Here is a 24,284-nt window from a genome sequence, read left to right as displayed (position 1 = left end):
TTCTCTACAAAAATACAGCTCATTAGACTGCAATTGTAGTGCATTAAAGCCTGTTACACTTCTCGCAAATGCCTTTTACTACCAAATTAACATCTTCGGCCAAATAGCCTTCAGGTAAATTAATATGTGGGATCTTATGATTGGTTAAGCAAACCGTTTCTCCGCAATTGTTGCAATGAAAATGCAAATGAAGATCTGTGTCTACCTCGCAATTACAGTTCTCTTCACAAAGTGCAAATTTATTAATTCCCGATCCATCATCTATAGTATGTACAATCCCGTGCTCTTCAAAAGTTTTAAGGGTTCTGTATAAAGTGGTGCGTTCAGACTTATCAAAAGCATTTTCAATATCTGTAAGGCTTGTAGCCACATTTTGACTTTCTAAGAATTTAAAAATAAGGATACGCATGGCCGTGGGCCTTATTTTCTTTTGCTCCAAAAAATTATCGATGTTTTTTATCATTTTAGCTTATCTAATCGAGAACCTCGGTGGCATCCCCGGAGATATATCCCTATAATTATCCAAGAGGTACTGTTATTAAAAATTCAAAGCAGGCCCGCCTGAATGTTTCGGGCAGGCCTCTCGGGAATTAAAACCTCTATGAAGGTATTAATGCCCATGTCCACCGCCATCATCACTGTTCTTAGCGGTCGCTAACAAGGTATTTGCATCTTTTATTACTATAGAGGCGCTCTTAATATCAAATCCTTCTTCCACCAGGTCTATTTGTATTATTCCCGCTTCAGAGGAGCCTGTTATTACCTCTACCATCTCAAAGTTATGCTTTTCAACACCATTCTCCTTATTGGATTCCTTGCTAATAAAAATATAGTTTTTAGAGTTAAATCTCACCACAGCATCCTGTGGCAGTGTATAACTATCTGAAGTTCCCGTCTCAATCCTCGCATTTACGAACATTCCAGGCCATAAATCTTCATACTCCTCTAATAAATGACCGTGCACTGTAATACTTCTGTCGTCCCGAACGCCACTTCCAATTAGAAATACCTCAGCTTCTTTCCAGCTTTCAGGTTTATTAGCTAGGCTAAATCTTATTTTTTGACCTGTTTGTACTTTTGTTATATCACTTTCGTAAACGGTAAGTTCTACGTGTAGATCCTTAGCATCTGTAACGTCCATGATAATATCTTCTGGGCCAACAAATTTCCCGATATTGCTAAAAACCTCCCGTACCTGCCCAGTAACGGGAGAATAAATATTCACTGCAGAACTAACTTTACCTGCTTTCAAACTTTTTAAATTTACTCCTATCAATCGCAATTTTTCTTCCATTGCATTAATTTGAGCTCTATTGGTGTTATACATACTCTTAGCTTGCTGATACACTTTTGCTGAAGAAACCTCCTCATTATATAAGATTTCTTGTCGCTCAAAATCTGTTTTCAGGTATTCTCCTTTTGCTAATGTTTCCAAATAATTTTGCTGAATATCTATAAACATCGGATTTTCTATAACCGCTAACAATTGTCCTTTTTTCACTTTCGTTCCAGGCAACATTTCTGTGTATTTTAGAAATCCGCCATAAGGGATATTAATAGAGATATTTCCTTGTGGCGGAACATCAATAATTCCATTCACACTAATCTCACTCCCTAGAGATCGCATCTCAGCATTGCCTATCTGAATATTGGTGTTCTTAAGCTGCTCGTTTGTAAGTTCAATTTGGTTTTCATTCTCTTCTGAATATTTTTCGGATTTTTCCTCTATTTTTTCTTCTGAAGTAGATTCCCCACAACTCAGCATAGAGATGAAAAGAATTGCTAAGGCTATTTTTGATACTATATTTTTCATTTCTATGCTTTTAGTTTTGATTTCCTGTAATGAATTCTAAATCTGTTTTGGTATGGTAGAATTGATTGATGATCTCTAAATAATCCAACTCTATTTTTGCAGCTCTATCCAAACTCTGAATATATTCTACATATCCTATTTCTCCTTCTTTAAAGCCTCTTTGAGCCTGCTTAAAGATCAATTTGGCCTGGGGAAGCGCATATTCATTATAAGATTCAAGGTTCGTCTGAAGCTGGGCTAATCTTTCCTGAAGGAGCACATATTGTGTAGCTATCCTATTATTTACAGCTTGATAGGTTGCTTCCCTTTCCTTAGTTTTAAATCTTTCTGCTTTAATTTTAGAAAGTTGTGGTTTTGCCCAGATAGGAAGTGAAATCCCAAATAGTACTCCAGAAAATCTATCAGAAGAATTATACATAACACTTTCTCCCGCTAGATTTTGTCCAAGGCCATTAAAAGATTGATTATAATACCCAATGCTTAGATCTGGTAAAAGTTTCGCACGTTCCACTTTCCTTTCTAATTGAGAGACTTCTATTTGTTGTGCAAAATAAGCAAGCCTTGGATTGTTCATGGAATCTTTTTGAGGCATAGCTTTTTCTAGCTCTCCCAAAAATTGAATTGCTATTAAAGGAACATCTATCAGTTCGTCTGAATTCAGCAACGTCTGTAATTCTCTTTGATATCTTCTAATTGCAACTCGATTTTCTTCTTGTTGTACTTCGATTTCAGCAACTCTGGAACTCGCAGTGGCACGTTCCAGTATATTACTCTCTCCTGTTTTATACCTTATCTCTGCGGCTCTATTAAAATCAGAATAAATACTATCTTGTTTAAGAAAGATCTCTCGTCTTCCTTTTTCAACTAAAAGGTTATAATACGCTGCCTTAACAAGTGCAATTAATTCATTTTTGGACTGAGCTTCCAAAATCTCACTACTTTTTACTTCAGCATTATTCAGTTTAGATCTATTTATATAAACTGAAGGAAACTCAAAACGCTGACTTACGGTTAACCGAAGATCATCATCATAGATACTGTTATTCTGGCCATATTCTCCATTGAATTCGGTTTTAGGAAGATTCCATGAATTGCCTCCTAAGGCTTCCACTTGTTTTGTTTTAAATTTAGCTGCCTCTATTTCTGGATTATTTTGAATCGCTGTAGTTATTAATTCCTCTAAAGTTGAATATGTTTTTAGGGGATCTTTTTCTTGAGCAAAGCCAACATTTCCGAAGCCTAATCCAAAAATCACTATTAAGATCGCTGCTTTAGGAGTTTTTCTCCATCCTTTTTCAAAATAATAATACAATACAGGAAGCACTATTAAAGTAAGCAAAGTAGCCGAAATTAAACCTCCAATTACTACCGTTGCCAATGGTCGCTGTACTTCTGCCCCTGCGGAACCCGAGAGTGCCATTGGAAGAAATCCAAAAGATGCTACAGAAGCAGTCATAATTACAGGTCGTAATCTGGTGGCTGTACCTTGATACACTCTTTGGAAAACATCTGTCATTCCCTCTTTTTTAAGTCGGTTAAATTCAGCTATAAGTACAATTCCATTTAGCACCGCAACTCCAAAAAGTGCAATAAAACCAACACCTGCAGAGATACTAAAAGGCATGTCTCGAGCATAGAGCGCAAATACACCGCCAATCGCAGATAATGGGATAGCTGTAAAAATTAATATCCCTTGTTTTATAGATCCAAAAGTGAAATACAATAAAATAAATATGAGCAATAAAGCTAATGGCACAGCATAACTCAGTCTTTTTGTTGCCTCCTGAAGGTTTTCAAATTGTCCCCCGTACCCAACGGTATAACCTGGAGCAAAACTTATTTGCTCTTCTATCTTTGCACCTATTTCTTCTACTACACTTTCTACATCTCTATTACGAACATTAAAAGCTACTACAATCCTTCTCTGGGTATCGTCTCGCTGAATCTGGTAAGGGCCATCTTCTATATTTACCTCTGCCACTTGGTTCAAGGGTATTTCCCTCCCATCGGGAGCAGTTAAGTATAAATTCTGAACGCTTTCAAGATTGCTCCTATTTTGTTTGTCCAGTCTCACAACCATATCAAATCTTCTATCACCTTCATAAACCAATCCGGCGGAAGCTCCGGCAAAAGCTGTTTGAATACTTTGATTTATATCCCTGATATTTAATCCATATTTAGCTATCTGATCTCTTTTAAATTTAATCGCTATTTGTGCTACTCCGGTAACTTCTTCAATATAAATATCGGTAGCCCCATCAACATTTTCGGCTATATTTCCAACTTGGCGGGCGTAATCTGATAATTCATCTAAATCTTCCCCATAGATCTTGATAGCAACATCCTGCCGGACTCCTGTCATCAGTTCATTAAACCTCATTTGAATTGGTTGTTGAAAACCAAAGGTCACCCCAGGAATCACTTCCAAAGCTTCGTTCATTTTATCTGCAAGTTCCTCTCTGGAAGAAGCCGAGGTCCAATCGCTTTTGTCTTTTAAGATTATCATAAGATCGGCAGCTTCAATAGGCATTGGGTCTGTAGGGATTTCCCCAGATCCAATTTTGGAAACCACTTGCTCTACTTCAGGAAAGTTGTCTAATAAGATCTTTTCAGCCTTAGTGGTTGCTGCAATAGTATTATTTAATGAACTTCCTGTAATTACACGAGTTTCTACTGCAAAATCCCCTTCTTCTAAGGTTGGAATAAATTCGCCTCCCATATTCAGAAAAACAAACAAGGAAACTATGAGCAATCCTAAAGTGATTAATAAAACCCCTATTCTAAAATTCATTGCCCGCTTTATCAGAGGAGAATAAATCCTATTGAAAAAAGCCATGATCTTGTCTGAAATATTTGGTTTGTGCTTAACATTCTTGCTTAAAACCAAAGCAGACATCATGGGCACATAGGTCAATGATAAAATGAACGCCCCTAAAATGGCAAAACTCACAGTTTGTGCCATAGGACCAAACATCTTTCCTTCAGTTCCTACTAAAGCCAAAATAGGTAGGTAAACAATAAGGATAATTATTTCACCAAATGCGGCGGAGTTCCTGATCTTACTAGCCGATTGAAACACTTCCTCATCCATTTCCTGCTGAGTAAGCTTTCTGGTAATTTTTAGGGCTCCTAAATGAAAGAGTGTTGCTTCTACAATAATCACAGCTCCATCTACGATCAATCCAAAATCGATTGCTCCCAAACTCATAAGATTTGCTGAAACACCAAAGACATGCATCATTCCAAAGGCAAAAAGCAAAGCTAGCGGGATAACAGAGGCAGTAACAAGTCCTGCTCTTAGATTTCCCAGCAAAAGCAGTAAAACGAAAATAACAATTAGAGCTCCCTCTACCAGGTTTGTGGTTACCGTACCGATTGCCTTATCTACTAATTTTGTTCGATCTAAAAATGGCTCTATTACTACTCCTTCTGGAAGCGTTTTCCTTATCTCCTCCATTTTAAGCTTAACACTTTTTATAACCTCAGCAGAATTTGCTCCTTTAAGCATCATTACAATGGCGCTTACCACTTCCCCTTCCCCATTTCGGGTAGTGGCACCATATCTTACCGCACTTCCAATTTGGACTTTAGCTACATCCTTAATTAAAATTGGACTTCCACTGGAATTGTTTTTTACTACAATATTTCCAATATCTTCCAAAGAGCTAACCAAACCTTCACTTCTAATGAACAATGCGTTATTGCCTTTTTCAATATAAGCTCCTCCAGTGTTTTCATTATTAGATTCTAAAGCCTTAAAGATCTCGCCTATAGAAACATCCATGGCATTTAAACGTTCTGGTGCAATTGCAATTTCATACTGCTTGAGATGGCCTCCAAAACTGCTAACATCTGCAACTCCCGGGGTGCCCAGTAATTGGCGCCGGATAATCCAATCTTGAATTGTTCTCAGTTCTCTATCGTCATACTCATCTTCATAACCTTCTTTAGTAGTGATTACGTATTGATATATTTCTCCAAGTCCTGTAGACAACGGAGCGATACCGGGTTTTCCTGCAGACGGCGGAATCTTAGCTTGGGCTTCAGTCAGGCGTTCATTCACTTGTTGTCTGGCCCAATAGATGTCTGTTTTTTCTTTAAAAACTATGGTAACCACAGATAGTCCAAATCTTGAAAAGGAACGTATTTCCTCAATTTCAGGAATTGTTGCCATAGTAATTTCTACAGGAAAGGTAATGAGTCTTTCTACTTCTACGGCAGCTAAATTTGGAGAGGTGGTAATTACCTGTACTTGATTATTGGTGATATCTGGCACGGCATCTACCGGCAACTGATTTAAGGAATAAACACCCCAGAGCATCAATCCAAAAGTGAGTAAGCCAATCACCAGTTTATTGGTGATGGAAAATTTTATAATACTTTTAAGCATAATTAAGCTGAATATTAATTGAAAAAAATAATTAAAGAATCAGGTTTAATAAGACTACTAAATTAAACACCAAAAAATTGACTGCTTAAAAATAGTATTACTAAAACCCTTGCTGAATTATACTTTTGGGGGCTGAAAAGGGGAGTCTAAAAATTCTGAATAGAGCTCAGAATTATAAAATGAATATTGCGGTTTTAACTCTACAATTTCAGGAGATATCACATATTCTGTATCTAAAGAATAAAAAACCAGAGAATGGGCACAACAATGATGACTCCCTTGGAATGGTAAGTCTTCATGATCTGAATTTTCGTGATGACTTTGTGAACCATCAAAACTAAAATAATCTTCTTCTAAGAATTCCAAAAAAGAGTCTCCAAAAGCCTCATTATGTTCTTCATAGTGTGCTAAAAGATTGGAGATTTTCGGCAATTCACAACACAAATCCAACGTAAGTCCAAATCCCTGAAGGAGGAATAGGAAAGTAAGTGATATGGAAGTGATAAAATTCATTTGCACAAAAATACTTTTTTTTGCTTGCAATGCCAATGCATTTAAAACCAAAAACCGAAGCTAATAAACCATTCATTTTGTTTGATCTCAGGAGAGTAAGAATATTTCACTTCCATGGGTCCTAAAAAAGTTTCTAAACCGTAGCCTATTGCATAGCCCGTATATTCTGGTGTAGAAAGCCAGTTCCCAGAAGAATATAAGTCGTTCTCTACATTCGCAAAATTGGCACTTAGGCTAATATGATTTTTTCTGAAAATCTCATAGTCCAATTCCAGCGTCCCTTTTATATAGCTATCTCCAGAAATACTTATAAAATCATAACCATAAAAGGGAATAAAATTATTTATAAAATCGTTTCCGTAGCCTCCAAGAAAGAAATCTAAAGAATTTGGCCCTGCTTGTCCTATTCTGAATCCTGCTTCTGAAGATATTTTGGTTGTAAATTTATTAAAAGGACTAAAAACATAACCCACTGCTCCTTTGGCTATGGAGAATTCATTAAAGTCATTATTATAATCCGAAGAGAATAGATAAAGGTGAAAGTCACCTTTAAAGTAAACCCCTTTGGTAGGAAAATATTTATTATCAAAACTGTCCAGTTTTAAATAGCCAAAGCTGCTGTAATAATTGCTTTTTTCAAAAGTCCCATTTGGATTACCGGTCATAGAAAAATCTCCTAAAGTCTCTGAAGTAACCTTGAGGTATTTATGCTCGAGGCCCACTCCAAAAGATAATACTTGTTGAAACTGGGTTTCTATGTAAAGTTGATTTGTGTAATCCTGATAATCTACCTCGATCTTATTAATTCCAATACCATCTACATCGGCATTCGCATCAACAAAATCGAACGGAACTCCTTTGTTAAAGCTGTTATATCTGGACTTTACACCAAAACTCCAATAATATCCTTTGTCTATATAATATTGAAAATTATATCTAAAATTATCTCCTAAAATAACATCCAGTGAGGTTACATCATTTGTAACCAAAGAACTCTTTCTAGTTAAATTTATTAAAGCACCACTTTTATAAAGATTATCGTAGTGTAAAGCGAGCCTTAAAAATGTCTTGTTCTGGCTTTCCTCCAACTGCAGATTCAGGTTATAGGAATCTGCTTTTGTATCTATATTATAATTTATTGTGTTAAAGTTACCGGTGGCAGAAAGCTTATTTATTCCATCGTACAAATCGGCTATCGTATATTTGGAATCGTATTTTAAATTCAGTTTCCCCAAAATATAAGCTCGAGGATAACTGTTGTTGCCTTTAATACTAAGAGAACTAATATTAATACTATCTAAAGGTTTAATTTTTATTCTAGAAACTGTTTCAAATTTGTGTTGAGCGCCTATCAGCTTTAATTCTTTCAATTTATTTCTTGCAGCTACTTCTCCAGAATCTATAATCGCAGATCCTTTTTCAAAAGAGAGCACACTAAAAGCTTTTATATTTGGCTTGATATAAACATCTGTCAATGCTCTATTTTCCTCCATATGAGCGATAGTTCTAAAATTGTTTATTTGGGTAAGGATTTCAAATACACTCTTTAACTCTTCCCTATCTGCCAAACTATCCTGCACATCTACACCAATTATTATATCTGCGCCCCGTTTTCTTAATTCTGCCACCGGATAATTATTAACTACCCCTCCATCTGTCAAAATTTTACCATCAATATTCACCGGACTAAATACAGAAGGAATTGCACCACTTGCTGAAACTGCTTTTGCCAGTGATCCACTTTCCAATATCACTTGCTCTCCGGTTTCCATATCTGCCGCAATGCAAAAAAATGGTATAGGTAATTTGCTGAAATCCCTTACATCTCCTAAATGAAGCGTAAGTTTAGATATTAGATTATAGATGTTTTGCCCTTTTGATAAGCCCGAAGGAAAACCAATCTTAAAATTATTGAAGGGTAAGGTCAATGCATATTTCTCGGTATCTTCTTTTTCGTAAAAAGTTTTTGAACTACGTGGAATATCATCTTGGATTAAGATATTGAAATTGATCTCATGAAAAATGGAATCTAGTTGATTAGCTGTATATCCTGAAGCATACAATGCGCCAACTATGGCACCCATACTGCTTCCTCCAATATAATCTATTTTAATTCCTGCCTCCTCAATTACCTTTAAAGCTCCAATATGTGCCAAGCCTTTGGCTCCTCCCCCACTTAATACCAATCCTACTTTTACCTCCTCCTTTTCCTGCCCAAATCCAGAAAAGGCAAGTAAAAGAATGATAAGTAATAGGAAATTTTTCATTTATTCGGGATGATATTTATTATAGATGATACTCGCCTTGGAAAGTCCAATTACGGGTGCTAATTCTTCTAAGGTAGCTTCTTTTACTCTTTTAAGCGACCTAAAATGCTTCAATAATTCTACAACAGTCTTATCTCCAATGCCGATTATAGATTCTAACTCTGTGTTTAAAGCCTCACTACTTCGCTTATTTCTGTGAAAAGTAATTCCAAATCTATGCGCTTCATTTCGTAATTGCTGAATGATCTTTAAAGTTTCAGACTTTTTATCTAGATACAGCGGAATAGAATCTCCTGGATAATATAATTCTTCCAGTCTCTTTGCTATCCCAATGATCGCTATTTTTCCTCTTAATCCTAATGCCTCAAGAGCTTTAACTCCTGAAGAAAGTTGCCCTTTTCCTCCATCAACAATTATTAGCTGCGGCAAAGGTTCTTCTTCATTAAGCAAGCGTTTATATCTTCGGAATACAACTTCTTCCATAGAGGCAAAATCATCGGGGCCTTCTACAGTCTTTATATTGAATTTGCGATAATCTTTTTTGCTTGGTTTTCCATTCTTAAAAACCACACAGGCAGCCACTGGATTGGTTCCCTGAATATTGGAATTGTCGAAACATTCTATATGTCTAGGCTCTACACTTAGGCGCAAATCCTCTTTCATCTGTGCCATGATCCTGTTTACATGCCTGTCTGGATCTACAATTTTCATTTGTTTGAATTGTTCCTGCCTGTAATACCGTGCATTTCTATTGGATAGGTCTATAATGCTCTTTTTATCTCCTAATTTAGGGACTGTGATCTTTATCTCTTCCCCAACATCTACATTAAAAGGCACATATATTTCTCTGGACATAGAGCTGAAGCGTTGTCTTATTTCAATTATTCCAAGTTCCAGTAATTCTTTATCTGTCTCATCCAGTTTTTTCTTCATCTCTATGGTATGAGAACGAATGATAGAACCATGGGAGATCTGTAAGAAATTTACATACCCATATCCTTCATCACTCACAATAGAGAACACATCTACGTTATTGATCTTAGGATTTACAACGGTAGATTTAGACTGATAATTCTCTAAAATATGGATCTTTTCCTTGATCCTTTGGGCATCTTCAAATTCCATCTTTTCAGCATGCTCTTTCATTTGAATATGAAATAGCTGTAATGAATCTTTAAAATTACCTTTTACGATATTCCGGATCGCTTCTATATTTTCGTTGTATTTCTTTTCTTCCTGCAGACCTTCGCAAGGACCTTTACAGTTCCCTAAATGAAATTCTAAACAGACCTTGTATTTTCCGTTTCTTATTTTTTCTTCTGCCAGGTCATAATTACAGGTTCTTAACTGGTATAAGCCTTTAATAAGATCTAATAAGGTATTTACCGTTTTAAAACTCGTGAAAGGGCCATAATATTCGCTGCCATCTTTTATTAACCTTCTTGTGGGAAACACTCGGGGAAATCGCTCATTTTTAATACAGATCCAAGGATAGGTCTTACCGTCTTTCAGCATCACATTAAATCGAGGCTGATATTTCTTAATAAGATTGTTCTCCAACAACAATGCATCGGTTTCAGAGTTCACCACAATATGTTTAATATCATGGATCTTCTTTACCATCACATCTATCCTATGGCTATCATGAGATTTATTGAAGTATGAGGAAACCCTTTTTTTGAGGTTCTTAGCTTTCCCTACATAGAGGATCCTTCCATTCTTATCGTAATATTGATAGACCCCCGGACTGTCGGGGAGGGTTTGTATTTGTATTTTTAGAGGAGTTGTTTCCATTTTTTCAAATATATTACATATTCCCGGGAGCATTAAACTTTAGGCTCCGGTAAATTTTAAATTTTTCTGGGTATTTAATATAATCAAGAACCTCGGGGAATCAAACCCTCAATGAGGGATTCAAATTCAAATCGCCTTACTTCATGAAGCTTCTTTTTTTTACAAATAGATATTGAGAACCTTGAAAAATCACATTAATCAATTTAGTAACTTGCAGCCATGGAGAAAAGACTAATAGGGAAATTTGATAAAGCCGATTTTCCAATGTTGAAAATGGAAAATATCGCAATAAAAATTGATACAGGAGCATACACTTCCTCTATCCATTGTAACAATATTGTGGAACAAGATGATGCACTGCACTGTACTTTTTTAGATGAAGAACATCCGCTTTATAATGGAACAGAGATCATCTTTAAGGATTATGATATTGTTTTTGTAAAAAGCAGTAACGGCATCATTCAGAAGCGATTCCAAGTACAATCCACCATTAAAATTTTTGATAAGCTTTATAAAATTTCACTTTCTTTGTCTGCTCGGCAGGAAATGCGTTACCCAGTATTGATAGGCAGAAAATTCCTTACTAAAAAATTTATTGTTGACCCAGAGTTAACAGATATCTCCTATAATTTGAAAATTAAATGAACATAAAAATACTGTCAAGAAATAGCAGTCTTTATTCTACTAGGCGACTTGTTGAAGCTGCCAAAAAAAGAGGGCATCATGTAGAGGTCATAGATCCTCTTAAATGTGATCTAATTATTGAGAAAAAGAAACCTTCTATTTTTTATAAGGGAAAAATCTTAGGAGAAACAGATGCTGTGATTCCTAGGATTGGTGCGTCTATTACTTTTTATGGCACCGCAGTAGTTCGCCAGTTTGAAATGAATGGTGTTTTCACAACTACTACGGGTCAATCTTTAATGCGCAGCAGAGATAAGCTAAGAAGTCTACAAATTTTATCCCGAGCCAGATTGGGATTGCCAAAAACAATTTTCACCAACTACTCTAAAGATGTGGGAGAAGTGATCGCTCATGTAGGAGGCGCTCCCTTAATTATAAAGTTATTGGAAGGAACCCAAGGTTTGGGAGTAGTTTTAGCAGAAACCCAAAATGCAGCAGAATCTGTGATAGAAGCATTTAATGGTTTACAGGCAAGAGTAATTGTTCAGGAATTTATTAAAGAAGCAGGCGGCGCAGATATTAGAGCCTTCGTGGTAGATGGGCAAGTTGTAGGCGCCATGAAACGTCAGGGAAAAGAAGGAGAATTTAGATCTAACCTTCACAGGGGAGGAATCGCAAGCCTTATAGAACTCAGCGATGAGGAAGAGGCTGCTGCCATAAAAGCTGCAAAAGCAATGGGCTTGGGAGTTGCGGGAGTAGATATGTTGCAAAGTTCTAGAGGACCACTTATATTAGAAGTAAATTCGTCTCCGGGTTTGGAAGGGATAGAAGCTGCTACAGGGAAAGATATCGCAAAATCCATTATTAGATATATAGAAAGACATTCGTAAATATGGCTCATATAGATAAAAACAATGTTTTAGAGATCTTGGGTAAGAAAATTTTGCCTGGTCAAGGTGCTGTCATCAACCTAAATATGGCTAAATTATATACCACTACTTCCGTAGAGGTTCCCGTAATAATAGAACGTTCTAAAAAATCAGGTCCTGTTATATTAATTACCGCAGGGATCCATGGAGATGAGATAAATGGAGTGGAAATTGTGCGCCAGCTAATTTCTAAAGGGATAAATAAACCGGTTATTGGTACTATTATTTGTATTCCGATTGTAAACGTATTTGGATTTTTAAATCTTTCACGTGAATTTCCCGATGGAAGAGACCTTAATAGAGTTTTTCCAGGAACCAAAAACGGCTCTTTAGCAAGTAGATTTGCATATCAGTTCGTGCAAAAAATACTTCCCGTCGCAGATTTCTGTATGGATTTTCATACCGGAGGGGCAAGTAGATTTAATGTGGCACAAATAAGAATTCAAAAAGATGACGAAGAGGGAAAGAAATTTGCGAAAATTTTCAATGCGCCTTTCACCTATTACTCCAAGACCATTGGGAAATCATATAGAGAAACTTGTAAACGATTAGGCAAAACCGTGTTGTTATTTGAAGGTGGAAAATCTCTGGATAGTAATAAGGATATTGCAAAGTTCGGAGTAGATGGAACTATGAGAGTTCTTAAACATATGGGAATGCTAAAACCTCGTTTTGTTTGTGAGGATCCGCCTTTGGACAGTATTATTATTGAAAACAGCACATGGATGCGTGCAAAATATAGCGGTTTAATTCATATAAAGATAGCATGTGGTAAACATGTAGAAAAAGGAGAATATATAGCTACTATTACAGATCCTTATGGAAAATTCAGGCATAAAGTAATTGCTTCATATACAGGCTATGTCATTAATGTGAACGAATCTCCAATTGTATATCAGGGAGATGCTATATTTCATTTATCCATCCCATCTAAATTAGCCCATGAAGAATAAGCTGCGTAAAAAATATGTGCTGAAGAGGGACGAATTGACGCCAGATCAAATTGAAGACTTTAGTATTGAGATCGCAAATAAATTGCTTGAATTACCTATCTGGGAACGGGAATACTATCATTTATTTCTAAGTATTACTGAAAAGAAAGAGATTGATACCGAATTCATTCTTCATATTTTACAGGGAAAAGATAAAAATATAATCCTTTCAAAAAGCATTTTTAAAACAAGAAAACTGGACAATTTTTTACTAACAGATACGACCGTTATAAGAAAGAATAAATGGAATATTCCTGAACCTGTTGATGGAATAGAGATCTCTTCAGAAAAAATAGATGTGGTTTTTGTACCATTATTGGCTTTCGATCTTAATGGGCATAGACTGGGCTATGGGAAAGGCTTTTACGATATCTTCCTTGCATCATGCAAACCTGATGTTATAAAAGTTGGAGTTTCATTTTTTGAAGCTGAAAACATGATTCCAGAGCTAGAAATTAGCGATATTGCATTAGATTACTGTGTTACACCGAAAAAAACATATATATTTAAAAAATAACCAGCTATATTTGGTAAATTTTTAACATTAGCTTACATTTAAATTCCCCAACTAACAATTGATGCTCAACGACCTTCAGTTAAATAATATTTTAGAAGATTTTGACATTGCCTATTGGAAGATTAATCTCCTTACAAAAGAAATTAGCTGGTCCGATCATTTTGAAGCATTGGTTGGCACTCCTCCTACTGATGAATCACTATTTGAACATTTTATGAACAACGTCCTTCACAAGGATTACCGGTATGACTATCGGGTTGCTTTTGAAAATCTAACTTTAGGCTCTGAAGATCTAAATCAGGAAATTAGATTGAAGCTCAAGAATGATAAATTTAGATGGTTTGAGTGTCGAAATTTGAAAAGAAAAGACAGCAACAATATAGAAACTGCGGTGTTGCTATTTGTAAATATCCATCAATCCAAAAGAGACCAATATACTATAGAGGAGAATTTCTTCTATTATCGGGAAACGGCTGAAATGACCACGACCGGTGGATGGTATATAGATATTACCACAAAATCTATTTACTGGGACGATGTCACCAAAAAGATCTTGGATTGCCCAAAGGATTTTAATCCAGACTACGATAAAAGATTACAATTTTATGCTCCCGAGCATCAAGAACAGGCAAATTCTATTTTCGAAAAATGTGAGAAATACGGGATTCCCTTTAAGACAGAATTAAAAATGGTAACCCTTTATGGACGCGAATTCTGGGTGCAGGCTACCGGGAAACCAGTTTATAATGAGGAGCAACAAATTATTGGGATTCGAGGAGTATTACAAAATATAGATGAAAATAAAAGCAATGAGCTTAATTTGCAGAATTCCTTAGATATCATTGCTGCACAAAACTCCAGATTGTTCAATTTTGCGCACGTGGTTTCTCATAATTTAAGATCGCATAGCAGTAATTTAAGTTTAGTGGTGCAATTGCTGAATGAAGCAAAAAACACACAAGATAAAATTGATCTTATTGAAAATGTCGAGGATATTTCAGAAAATCTAGATGTTGCTATTTCAAGGTTAAATGATATGGTTTCGCATCAAAATCTTTTGAAGAAAGAGCGCACTCTTGTTTCTTTCAAACAATCCTTAGACATTGTTATTTCTTCTGTTTCTTCATTAATTAACAGAGAAAGCGCTAAAATAATAGCCGAATTTAAGGCTTTAAAAGAAATTTCGTATATTCCTGAGTACTTGGAAAGTATTTTACTAAATTTAATAACTAATGCTATTCGATATAAACAACCTGGAAGAGTCCCTGTTATTTTTATACAGACCTACTCTGTTAACGACCAGAATTTTATAGAGATAAGCGATAATGGGATTGGTATAGATCTGGACCAATATGGTGATAAAATGTTTGGTATGTATAAAACATTTCATAGTAATCCAGATGCTAAAGGTATAGGCTTGTTTATCACCAAAAATCAGGTGGAAACGATGGGAGGGTCTATTTCTGTTACCAGTACTGTGAATATTGGAACAACGTTTAAAATTAAATTCTAGATCTAAATGGGGCAAAAAATGGAGCTAGCGTGTATTATTGATGATGATAAAATATACGTGAACTTGGTACGCAAAATCATCGAAATTAAAAAATTATCGGAAAATTTATTGATCTTCAAAAATGGATTAGAAGCCTTGGATTACTTCAAGATCATTCTAACCAATATGACTGAAGAAAAGTTACCAGATATTATTTTCTTAGACCTAAACATGCCTGTAATGGATGGATGGGAGTTTTTAGGAGAATTTATTAAGATCAAAAACCAATTCGACAAAAAGATCACTCTTTATGTAGTTTCCTCTTCTATAGATCCAAGAGATCTTGAGAGAGCAAAATCTTTTAATCTGGTTACAGATTATTTGATAAAACCAATAGAATTAAAGAAGTTCGAAAAAATATTCGACAGAGTTGCTAGTGTTGCTTAAGAAGAATGCCCTACCTCTTCAGTTTCCTTTTTATTAGGAAATGCTTTCTTGTTGAATACCAACAATAAGCCAACTCCAACACTTATTGCTGTATCTGCAATATTAAATACCGGATCAAAGAAAGAAAAATTTTCTCCACCCCAGAACGGAATCCAATTTGGCAATACCCCTTCATATAACGGGAAATAAAGCATGTCTACCACCTTTCCGTGAAATAATGTGCCATAACTACCACTTTCAGGTAAAAATTGCGCTACATGGCCATAACTATCGTCGAAGATAAGACCATAGAAGACAGAATCTATTATATTCCCAAAGGCACCTGCAAAGATACATGCGATAGCAGTGATCAAAATACGAGAACCATTATTTCTAACTGAATCCCATAACCAATACCCAATCCCAACTATAGCTCCTAATCTAAAAAGCGTAAGCAATAATTTGCCATATTCTCCTGGAATCTTAGCTCCCCATGCCATACCTTCATTTTCTACAAATAGGATACTAAACCAGTCCAGCACCTTAACTTCTTCTCCTAAAACGAAGCTAGTTTTAATATATATTTTAGAGATCTGATCTATTAAGAGGATCAAAATTATAAGTAGAGAAGCTTTTCTTAAAGACATGTATGGATTGAGTTAAATCGGGTCAAAAATACTAATATTATTTAGTTTTCTACTATTCTAATATCTCCATTGATGGAGGTGGCTTTTATTACATGCTTTCCAATAACAATTGAAGGTAGAATAACTTTTCCATTTCTAGAAGAAGCGGTTACGGTTGCATCTGTAGTTTGTATCGTGATTGCTCCATTAAAAGTGTTAACTAGGGCGTTCCCAGTAAAATTAGAAAGATTACAATATCCTGAGTTTAATTGAACTTGAACAAAATCATATGCTCCATCAGCCTCTACCGATGCTATATTAGATTTTACAAAAACCCGCAATTCTTCAGGGATCTCTAAGGTAATCTCTAATGAAAACACTTTATGTGCGCTCAACTTATCGAAACCACTTTTTAAGATCTCACGAAATTTGGTAGTTAGATAAATAGCGTTTTCTTTCACTTCTGTATTCAAGGCAATATCATTAAAATATTCTCCTTCAGAATGAGTTGAAATAGAAATTAGATCGCTATTTGTTGAAGTTTTTATATTGATCTTAAAAACCTCATCGGTATCTATATATATACTTTCAATCTCCTTTACACCTAATTGTTTAGAAGTGTCTTTTTGAGCGGAAGCGACAAGGCTAAGCAAGAAAATTAAAAAAGTTAGTCGAAATTTCATGAAGAGTTTAATGCAAAAAACGCTCCAAGCTAATGTGAAATATTAACTGGAGCGTTTTATTTTATTTAGAAATCTGTAAACTAGGCCTGAAGGTTTTTGGCTTCAATACTTAAAGTAGCATGTGGAACCAATTTAAGACGTTCCTTTGCTATCAATTTACCGGTAACTCTACAAATTCCATAGGTTTTACTTTCAATACGCACTAAAGCGTTTTTAAGATCTCTTAGGAATTTTTCTTGTCTAATTGCCAACTGTGAATTCGCTTCCTTGCTTAATGTTTCACTTCCTTCTTCAAAAGCTTTGAAAGTAGGAGACGTATCGTCGGTACCATTGTTACCATCATTCATATACGCGCTTTTGTAAAGATCTAATTGCTCTTGTGCCTTATAGATCTTTCCCAAAATCAGGGTCTTGAATTCTGCCAGATCGGCGTCGCAGTAACGTTCTTTAATTTCTGTTGCCATGGGCTTAATGTTTTTTGATACTCAGTTTAGTAACTATATCGTCGAATTCTATTTCCGTTCCGATTTCAATTACATCTGCAAACTCGAGATTTGCAGTGAGCGTCTCGTTTTTAATATACTTTATATTTTGTTGTACAGCATCCTCGACAATGCCATCTCTAAGTAGGGTCACATCTATGGTATCGGTAACTTCCAAGCCGGAATCTTTTCTTAAATTCTGAATTCTATTTACCAATTCCCGAGCAATTCCTTCTTTTTTCAATTCTTCAGATATGCTCACGTCTAAAGCCACTGTAATATTTCCGCTACTAGCAACTAACCAGCCTTCAATATCCTGTGATGTTATAATAACATCCGTGGATGCCAAATTAATCATTTTTCCGTTAATTTCAACAGTTATTTCACCATCTCTATCAACAGTTTCTATATCTTTTACAGTAAAATTGTTAATAACCTCAACTACTGCTTTCATATCCTTACCATATCTAGGCCCAAGTACTTTAAAATTAGGTTTAGCTTGTTTTATTAATAAACCGGAAGCATCATCTATTAATTCTATAGATTTTACATTTACTTCAGATTTAATAAGGTCTTCAACGGCTAATATCTCTATTTTTTGTTTTGGGTCTAGTATTGGGATCATGATGCGTTGCAATGGCTGACGAACTTTGATCATTTCTTTTTTACGTAATGAAAGTACCAAAGATGAAATTGTTTGCGCTTTTTGCATTTTATGCTCTAATGATTCATCGATAATCGATTTATCAAAAACAGGAAAGTCTGCTAAATGCACCGAAGAGAATTGCTCTTTTCCGGAAACTTCATTTAGATCTTTGTAAAGCTTATCCATAAAAAATGGCGCTACTGGCGCTCCCAATTTCGCAACCGTCAGCAAACATGTATAAAGGGTTTGATATGCAGAAATTTTATCTTGCTCGTAATCTCCTTTCCAAAATCTTCTTCTACTTAGCCTAACATACCAGTTGCTCAAATTTTCTTGAACAAATTCTGAAATTGCTCTCGTAGCTCTAGTTGGCTCATACTCTTCATAGAATTTGTCAACTTTTTCTATAAGCGTATGCAATTCTGAAAGCACCCAACGGTCAATTTCTGGGCGGTCTTTCATTGGCACATCTTCCTCTTTATAACTGAAGCTATCCAAATTGGCATATAAAACGAAGAAAGAATAGGTATTGTAAAGAGTCCCGAAGAATTTCCTGCTTACCTCTGCAATTCCTTCAATATCAAATTTTAAGTTATCCCATGGGTTTGCATTAGATATCATGTACCATCTTGTAGCATCTGGTCCAAAAGCGGCTAAAGTTTCAAAGGGATCTACAGCATTTCCAAGCCGTTTAGACATTTTTTGTCCGTTCTTATCCAACACCAATCCGTTAGAAACAACATTCTTATAGGCTACGTCATCAAAGATCATAGTGGCAATAGCGTGCAGGGTATAGAACCAACCACGAGTTTGATCTACTCCTTCAGCAATGAAATCTGCTTTTCGCTCGCCGTTCTCTACCATTTCCTTGTTCTCGAAAGGATAATGCCATTGTGCATAAGGCATAGAACCTGAATCGAACCAAACATCTATAAGATCTGCTTCTCGTTTCATGGGCTTTCCAGAAGCTGAAACCAAAGTAATAGTATCTACAACATTCTTATGAAGATCTACCAAGTCGTAATTCTCATCGGAGAAATTATCTACTTCAAATTCAGCAAAAATATCTTTGGTCATAAGTCCAGCTTCAACAGCCTTGCTCATTTCCTCTTTTAGTTCTTTAATAGAACCAATCATTATTTCTTCTTTCCTGTCTTCTGTTCTCCAGATAGGCAATGGCACACCCCAATATCTACTTCTGGATAAATTCCAGTCGTTTGCATTGGCTAACCAATTTCCAAACCTTCCTTCTCCGGTAGCTTTTGGTTTCCAGTTAATGGTCTGGTTTAATTCAAACATTCTATCCTTAAATTCGGTCACTTTAATGAACCAAGAATCTAAGGGATAGTATAAGATAGGTTTATCTGTTCTCCAGCAATTAGGGTAACTGTGCACATACTTTTCAACTTTAAAGGCACGGTTGTCTTCTTTTAGCTGTATTGCGATCTCTACGTCTACAGATCTTTCCGGGGCTTCTCCTTCATCATAATATTCATTCTTCACATATTTCCCGGCAAGCTCGCCTAATTCTTCTCTAAATTTCCCTTGAAGATCTACAAGAGGAACCAAATTATCGTTTTTATCTTTTACCAATAATGGCGGAACTTCTGGCACTGCCTGTTTTGCAACCATTGCATCATCTGCTCCGAAAGTTGGGGAGGTATGTACGATTCCGGTACCATCCTCTGTAGTCACAAAATCTCCGGCGATCACTCTAAAAGCATTCTCAGGATTATTATAAGGTTGAGCATACGGCAATAATTGCTCATATCTCATTCCAACCAGATCTATTCCTTTAAAGGTTTTCCCAACAAAATAAGGGATCTTATCTCCTTGTTTGTATGAAGCCAAAGCATCTTCGCTTTCTACCTTATTAAATTTTTTGTCGAATTGCTTAGTAACTAGGCTACTGGCAAGAATAATATTAATAGGCTGAAATGTGTATTGATTAAAAGTAGAAACTAATACATATTCTATTTTAGAACCCACTGTAAGAGCCGTATTAGATGGCAAGGTCCAAGGAGTAGTTGTCCAAGCGGTAAGGTAGATCTCGTTAGAAACTTCTGAAAGGAAATCTGGTAAGGTTTCTGGTTTCACCTTGAACATTGCAGTTACCGTAGTATCTGTAACATCTTGATAGGTCCCAGGCTGGTTCAATTCGTGTGAACTCAATCCTGTTCCTGCTTTTGGAGAATATGGCTGGATGGTATAGCCTTTATAGATGAGTCCTTTCTTATATATTTCAGAAAGCAACCACCAAACAGTTTCCATGTATTTGGATTTGTAGGTGATATATGGATCTTCCATATCTACCCAATAGCCCATTTTTTCGGTAAGATCGTTCCAGATTCCTGTATAACGCATTACTGCACTTTTACAAGCATCATTATACTTTTCTACACTGATCTTAGTTCCAATATCTTCTTTGGTAATTCCAAGTTCTTTCTCTACACCAAGCTCTATAGGCAAGCCATGAGTATCCCATCCTGCTTTTCTTTTAACCTGAAATCCTTTTTGAGTTTTATATCGGCAAAAAATATCTTTAATAGAACGCGCCATTACATGATGAATTCCCGGTAACCCATTCGCAGATGGAGGTCCCTCAAAAAACACAAAAGGCTCATTGCCTTCTCGTGAAGTCATGCTTTTCTCAAAAATGTCATTCTCCTTCCAATAGCTCAGAATTTCTTCAGCAACTTTTGGTAAGTCAAGTCCTTTATACTCAGGGAACTTTGCGCTCATTATATTGTAATTTCTTTTGAGTTGCGAAAATAACGATTTTTAAGAAAAGAGAAGGTGGTTATTGATTAAAAAGCTAATCATTTAACCATCAGATAATTCAATAAAATCATCTGTAAAAAAAGAATGTTTTTAAATAATCTGAAGGTTCATGAATTTGAAGAACTAATCTCTTCTACAAACTGTATCTCACTGCTGCTATAAAATTTATGCCCGCAGATGATATCCCGGAAGAATAGGTTCTATATCGCTGATCTGTTATATTTTCTATAGATACCGTTGTGCTCCAATGTTCAGAAAACCGATAATTTGCAGTGATATTTAAAGTATACCATTCAGCGAAATATGGATTCCCGTTACTATCTACTGCATATAAATAAGCTTTCCCTTGTTCTGAGGGTGCCAACTCATCAAAGCCCAGGCTCCCGTTATATTCTGAAAAAAGATCCAATTTCAATTTGTTTTTAGTCCAGACAAGATGCGTGTTTCCATAAAGCGGTGCCGCATGTCTAAGCGGGGCTTTACTGCCATCGTCCTGTTCCTCTTTTCCTTTGGTAATTGTAATTTGGGAAAGCAATTTTAGATTGTTGGAAAACCTTACTTCCAAACCTCCTTCAAATCCGTAAACATAAGCACTAGCGGCGTTTTGCATGGCTTGAACCCTGCTTGGCTCTCCTTGGTATTCTATGGTAGTACTACCATCCAGATTATAATCCCTTCGCACTAAGGCATCATCCAAATAAGTATAAAAGCCCGCTAAGTCTAAAGTGATAATTTTAAACACTTTCCATTTCACTCCTAGCTCTCCATTGTAGGCATATTCCGGTTTTAAGTGCGGATTTGGAATTACCACTGCACCCGGTTCAGAATCGAATATTTTTCCAATATCATCTATATTGGGAGCTCGAAAACCAGTTGAAAAATTTAATTTCCATTCTGTATTTCCATTTTGGCGCCAGCTAAGACCCGCGCTTCCTGTTAGCGCACCCGTATTAATATTTGCGTTATCAAATGGAAAATCATGCACTGAAGCTAGAAAATCTGCTTTGATAATTATATGATTATAACGCAAACCAGATTGAATATTTAAATCTTCATTTAGCTTCCAATTATAACTGGAATATGCCGCCAACGATTGCCATGTTGAACCATCTGGATATCTGGATGGATTGCCACCTTCAGCGTTAGTAAGAATATTTCTGGTTTTTCCTGTGGAATTAACCTCATCTAAAACATACTCTACCCCATAAAAGAGTTTATTATCACCAAAATTATTTTCAAAATCTAAATTAGCGGAATAGGCATCGACATTTTCGGTATTTATATAAAGTGTTTCATCATCAAATTTCCTGTCGAATCTGCTTTCTTCAAAATTCTGATAAGCAGCAGTAAATTGAAGCTTATCATACACTTTTCCATTTCCCTTTTTATTGATACTGAAGTTCCCCGAAAACCACTTTTGAGGACCATAATACCATTCTCCATATTTTAAATTTCCATCTCTCTTTTGCACCAAACGATCGTATCTGGAATAATTAGAAGTTTCAGAATAAATTAATCCCAAACTAAAATCCCATGTTTTATTAGGCATAAATGCTACTTTTTGAAGCAGATTGATCTGATCGTAACCAGTGGGAACCTGAACTTTTGGGTCTTTGTTTCTTACAATTCTATCTTCTCCATTAATTCGGGTCACATATTCGGGTCTTAAAAATTCTTCAGGGCCATGACTTCCCATTTTGAGATTTCCAAAATCCGAATAAGAAACACTGCTCAAAAAAGCCCATTTTTCAAGACCTATATTAAAGTCGGCATGAGCGGTTTTCTCTTCATTTGCAGTAGCATATCTGGTATAAGCATTCGCATTAAAAGAAGTGCCGCCATTTAAGGAATAAGAAGGTTTCAAGGTGTAAAAATTCATCACCCCTCCAATAGCATCGCTCCCATAGACCACCGATCCCGGACCTAAAATAACCTCAGCTCTCTCCACAGCAAGGGGATCTATAGAAATAATATTTTGAACATTACCACTTCTAAAAATAGCAGTATTCATTCGAACTCCATCTACGGCAATTAATAAGCGATTGGTAGAAAATCCTCTAATCATGGGGCTTCCACCGCCAAGCTGGCTTTTTTGAACATACACACTCCCAGTACTTTCCAACAGGTCTGCGGAAGTTTGTGAATTTGAAAAAGCTATTTCTTCTGAAGTTATACTCACAATTTGCTGCGGAATATCTTTTTTGTCCTGCTCAAATTTAGCCACAGAAAGCACCACCTCTTGTAACATATTTTCATCTTCTATTAAATAGACCTTATTTGATTTGATCTCCGATTTTAGCATGCGCTTTTCTAAATGCGAAACATGTTGGAAAACCAAGGTTTCATCCCTAGAGAATTTTGAAATATCTGCTTTTCCATCAATATTGGTAATACTGTTTTTTGACTTACTTGTATTATAGATCGCAACATTAACTAAAGGTTTTTCTGAATCTTTATCAAGGATCAAGATTTCCTGAGCTTGAATTGCAGAAAAGGTTAATAAAAAAACAAAAAGAGCAGTAAAATAAAATCGCATTTAATTGAATATTTCGTGTAGGATAGTAAGCGACTTTGGCTTTTTAAAGGATTCTATATGTAACATATAATAGTTAAGCAATAATTCTAGAAGTTCAGCTCGGTTAGATTTTGTTAGCTTTATTTCATTTAATGCCTCAAAATTTGTGCCCAATAGCAACTTTAAGTTTTCTAAAACTGCGCCACTTACACAATACCCATTTATTTTGGAATGCTGAAAAACACCATCCATTAAATTAAAATATGGAAGTTCTATTTTTGAATCTTCAGGGTAAAAACCTAGATATTGGGTTAATTTAAGAAGAAATAACAAATGGAAGTTTGCGATGTCTGCATGGGTATCTAGCCAATTTATAGCTCCTTCTAAATAATCATACAATTCTTCATTTTCTTCTTCTTCATGAATTGTATTCTTAAGCATTTCAGAAAGGAACATCACCATAGTAGATTTAACAACCTCGGTATGTAGCGTTTGATAATGAACCAGGATCTTGGCATCCTGCAAATATTCCAGACTACCTTTATCTTTATGGTTTGCTACCAACTCTAATTGAGTTAATGGCTGAAATAAGGAGGTTTTGAATTTCCCTTTTCGGGATTTTAAGATTCCCCGCAACATATATGTTTTAAGTCCCGATTTTTGCGTGTAACATTTCACGATCAAATCGGCCTCTGCATATTTTAAGGCACTTATTACAATTGCGTTGGTATTAACTACGATGACTGAAATTTTGCGGAAAGATAATTAAAAAAGCCGCTAATAGCGGCTTTCTT

General features: G+C 35.8%; 18 protein-coding genes. 6 read left to right on the top strand and 12 right to left on the bottom strand.

The features are described from left to right. Positions 1–43: 43 nt before the first annotated feature. The 6 genes from ES724_RS01000 to uvrC all read right to left on the bottom strand — a co-directional run bounded on the left by ES724_RS01000 (position 44) and on the right by uvrC (position 10,777). Positions 44–463, bottom strand: coding sequence for a Fur family transcriptional regulator (locus tag ES724_RS01000; protein WP_146928362.1), 420 nt, complete (start codon positions 461–463; stop codon positions 44–46). A 147-nt stretch (positions 464–610) separates the two neighbouring features. Next, positions 611–1,813: an efflux RND transporter periplasmic adaptor subunit gene (locus ES724_RS00995; RefSeq protein ID WP_246136787.1), complete on the bottom strand. Its 1,203-nt coding sequence runs from the start codon at positions 1,811–1,813 to the stop codon at positions 611–613. Positions 1,814–1,823: 10 nt separating this feature from the next. After that, positions 1,824–6,203: a CusA/CzcA family heavy metal efflux RND transporter gene (locus tag ES724_RS00990; protein WP_146928360.1), complete on the bottom strand. Its 4,380-nt coding sequence runs from the start codon at positions 6,201–6,203 to the stop codon at positions 1,824–1,826. Positions 6,204–6,320: 117 nt separating this feature from the next. Beyond that, on the bottom strand, positions 6,321–6,746 hold the full coding sequence (locus ES724_RS00985; RefSeq protein WP_146928358.1) for a hypothetical protein: 426 nt from the start codon (positions 6,744–6,746) through the stop codon (positions 6,321–6,323). Positions 6,747–6,757: 11 nt separating this feature from the next. Continuing rightward, the gene (locus tag ES724_RS00980; protein WP_146928357.1) at positions 6,758–8,983 is read right to left on the bottom strand and encodes a patatin-like phospholipase family protein; all 2,226 of its coding nucleotides are present in this window, start codon (positions 8,981–8,983) and stop codon (positions 6,758–6,760) included. Continuing rightward, positions 8,984–10,777 carry an excinuclease ABC subunit UvrC gene (uvrC, locus tag ES724_RS00975; protein WP_146928355.1) on the bottom strand — a complete coding sequence of 598 codons (1,794 nt, stop codon included), beginning with the start codon at positions 10,775–10,777 and terminating at the stop codon, positions 8,984–8,986. It lies immediately after the preceding gene. A gap of 219 nt (positions 10,778–10,996) precedes the next feature. Here uvrC and ES724_RS00970 point away from each other — a divergent pair, with 219 nt between their 5' ends. From ES724_RS00970 to ES724_RS00945, 6 genes are all read left to right on the top strand, one after another. Further along, the gene (locus ES724_RS00970; RefSeq protein WP_146928353.1) at positions 10,997–11,422 is read left to right on the top strand and encodes an ATP-dependent zinc protease family protein; all 426 of its coding nucleotides are present in this window, start codon (positions 10,997–10,999) and stop codon (positions 11,420–11,422) included. After that, positions 11,419–12,291, top strand: coding sequence for a 30S ribosomal protein S6--L-glutamate ligase (rimK, locus tag ES724_RS00965; RefSeq protein ID WP_146928351.1), 873 nt, complete (start codon positions 11,419–11,421; stop codon positions 12,289–12,291). Before ES724_RS00970 ends, rimK begins: the two co-directional genes overlap by 4 nt. A 2-nt stretch (positions 12,292–12,293) precedes the next feature. Next, positions 12,294–13,283: a succinylglutamate desuccinylase/aspartoacylase family protein gene (locus tag ES724_RS00960; protein WP_146928349.1), complete on the top strand. Its 990-nt coding sequence runs from the start codon at positions 12,294–12,296 to the stop codon at positions 13,281–13,283. Next, positions 13,273–13,839 carry a 5-formyltetrahydrofolate cyclo-ligase gene (locus ES724_RS00955; RefSeq protein ID WP_146928347.1) on the top strand — a complete coding sequence of 189 codons (567 nt, stop codon included), beginning with the start codon at positions 13,273–13,275 and terminating at the stop codon, positions 13,837–13,839. The genes ES724_RS00960 and ES724_RS00955 overlap by 11 nt, the downstream gene beginning before the upstream one ends. 61 nt (positions 13,840–13,900) lie before the next feature. Then, entirely contained in the window at positions 13,901–15,352 is a 1,452-nt protein-coding gene (locus tag ES724_RS00950; protein ID WP_146928345.1) for a sensor histidine kinase, read from the top strand. Between the two features lie 6 nt (positions 15,353–15,358). After that, complete coding sequence (locus ES724_RS00945; RefSeq protein WP_121344312.1) at positions 15,359–15,778, top strand: response regulator; 420 nt, start codon at positions 15,359–15,361, stop codon at positions 15,776–15,778. Here ES724_RS00945 and ES724_RS00940 read toward each other — a convergent pair. The 6 genes from ES724_RS00940 to recO all read right to left on the bottom strand — a co-directional run bounded on the left by ES724_RS00940 (position 15,775) and on the right by recO (position 24,231). Continuing rightward, positions 15,775–16,404 carry a lipoprotein signal peptidase gene (locus ES724_RS00940; protein ID WP_146928343.1) on the bottom strand — a complete coding sequence of 210 codons (630 nt, stop codon included), beginning with the start codon at positions 16,402–16,404 and terminating at the stop codon, positions 15,775–15,777. The genes ES724_RS00945 and ES724_RS00940 overlap by 4 nt on opposite strands. Before the next feature lie 41 nt (positions 16,405–16,445). Then, positions 16,446–17,066: a DUF4097 family beta strand repeat-containing protein gene (locus ES724_RS00935; protein ID WP_146928341.1), complete on the bottom strand. Its 621-nt coding sequence runs from the start codon at positions 17,064–17,066 to the stop codon at positions 16,446–16,448. An 80-nt stretch (positions 17,067–17,146) separates the two neighbouring features. Continuing rightward, positions 17,147–17,530: a TraR/DksA family transcriptional regulator gene (locus ES724_RS00930; RefSeq protein WP_146928339.1), complete on the bottom strand. Its 384-nt coding sequence runs from the start codon at positions 17,528–17,530 to the stop codon at positions 17,147–17,149. Between the two features lie 4 nt (positions 17,531–17,534). After that, positions 17,535–20,936 carry an isoleucine--tRNA ligase gene (gene ileS, locus ES724_RS00925; protein WP_146928338.1) on the bottom strand — a complete coding sequence of 1,134 codons (3,402 nt, stop codon included), beginning with the start codon at positions 20,934–20,936 and terminating at the stop codon, positions 17,535–17,537. A gap of 172 nt (positions 20,937–21,108) precedes the next feature. Further along, positions 21,109–23,511, bottom strand: coding sequence for a TonB-dependent receptor (locus ES724_RS00920; protein ID WP_146928337.1), 2,403 nt, complete (start codon positions 23,509–23,511; stop codon positions 21,109–21,111). Continuing rightward, positions 23,512–24,231, bottom strand: coding sequence for a DNA repair protein RecO (gene recO / locus ES724_RS00915; protein ID WP_146928335.1), 720 nt, complete (start codon positions 24,229–24,231; stop codon positions 23,512–23,514). Between the last annotated feature and the right edge of the window lie 53 nt (positions 24,232–24,284).

This window comes from Gillisia hiemivivida, assembly GCF_007997295.1.
Lineage (GTDB): Bacteria > Bacteroidota > Bacteroidia > Flavobacteriales > Flavobacteriaceae > Gillisia > Gillisia hiemivivida.
The sequence above is the reverse complement of the archived record's forward strand: the minus strand, read 5'-3'. Positions and strand labels throughout refer to the sequence as shown.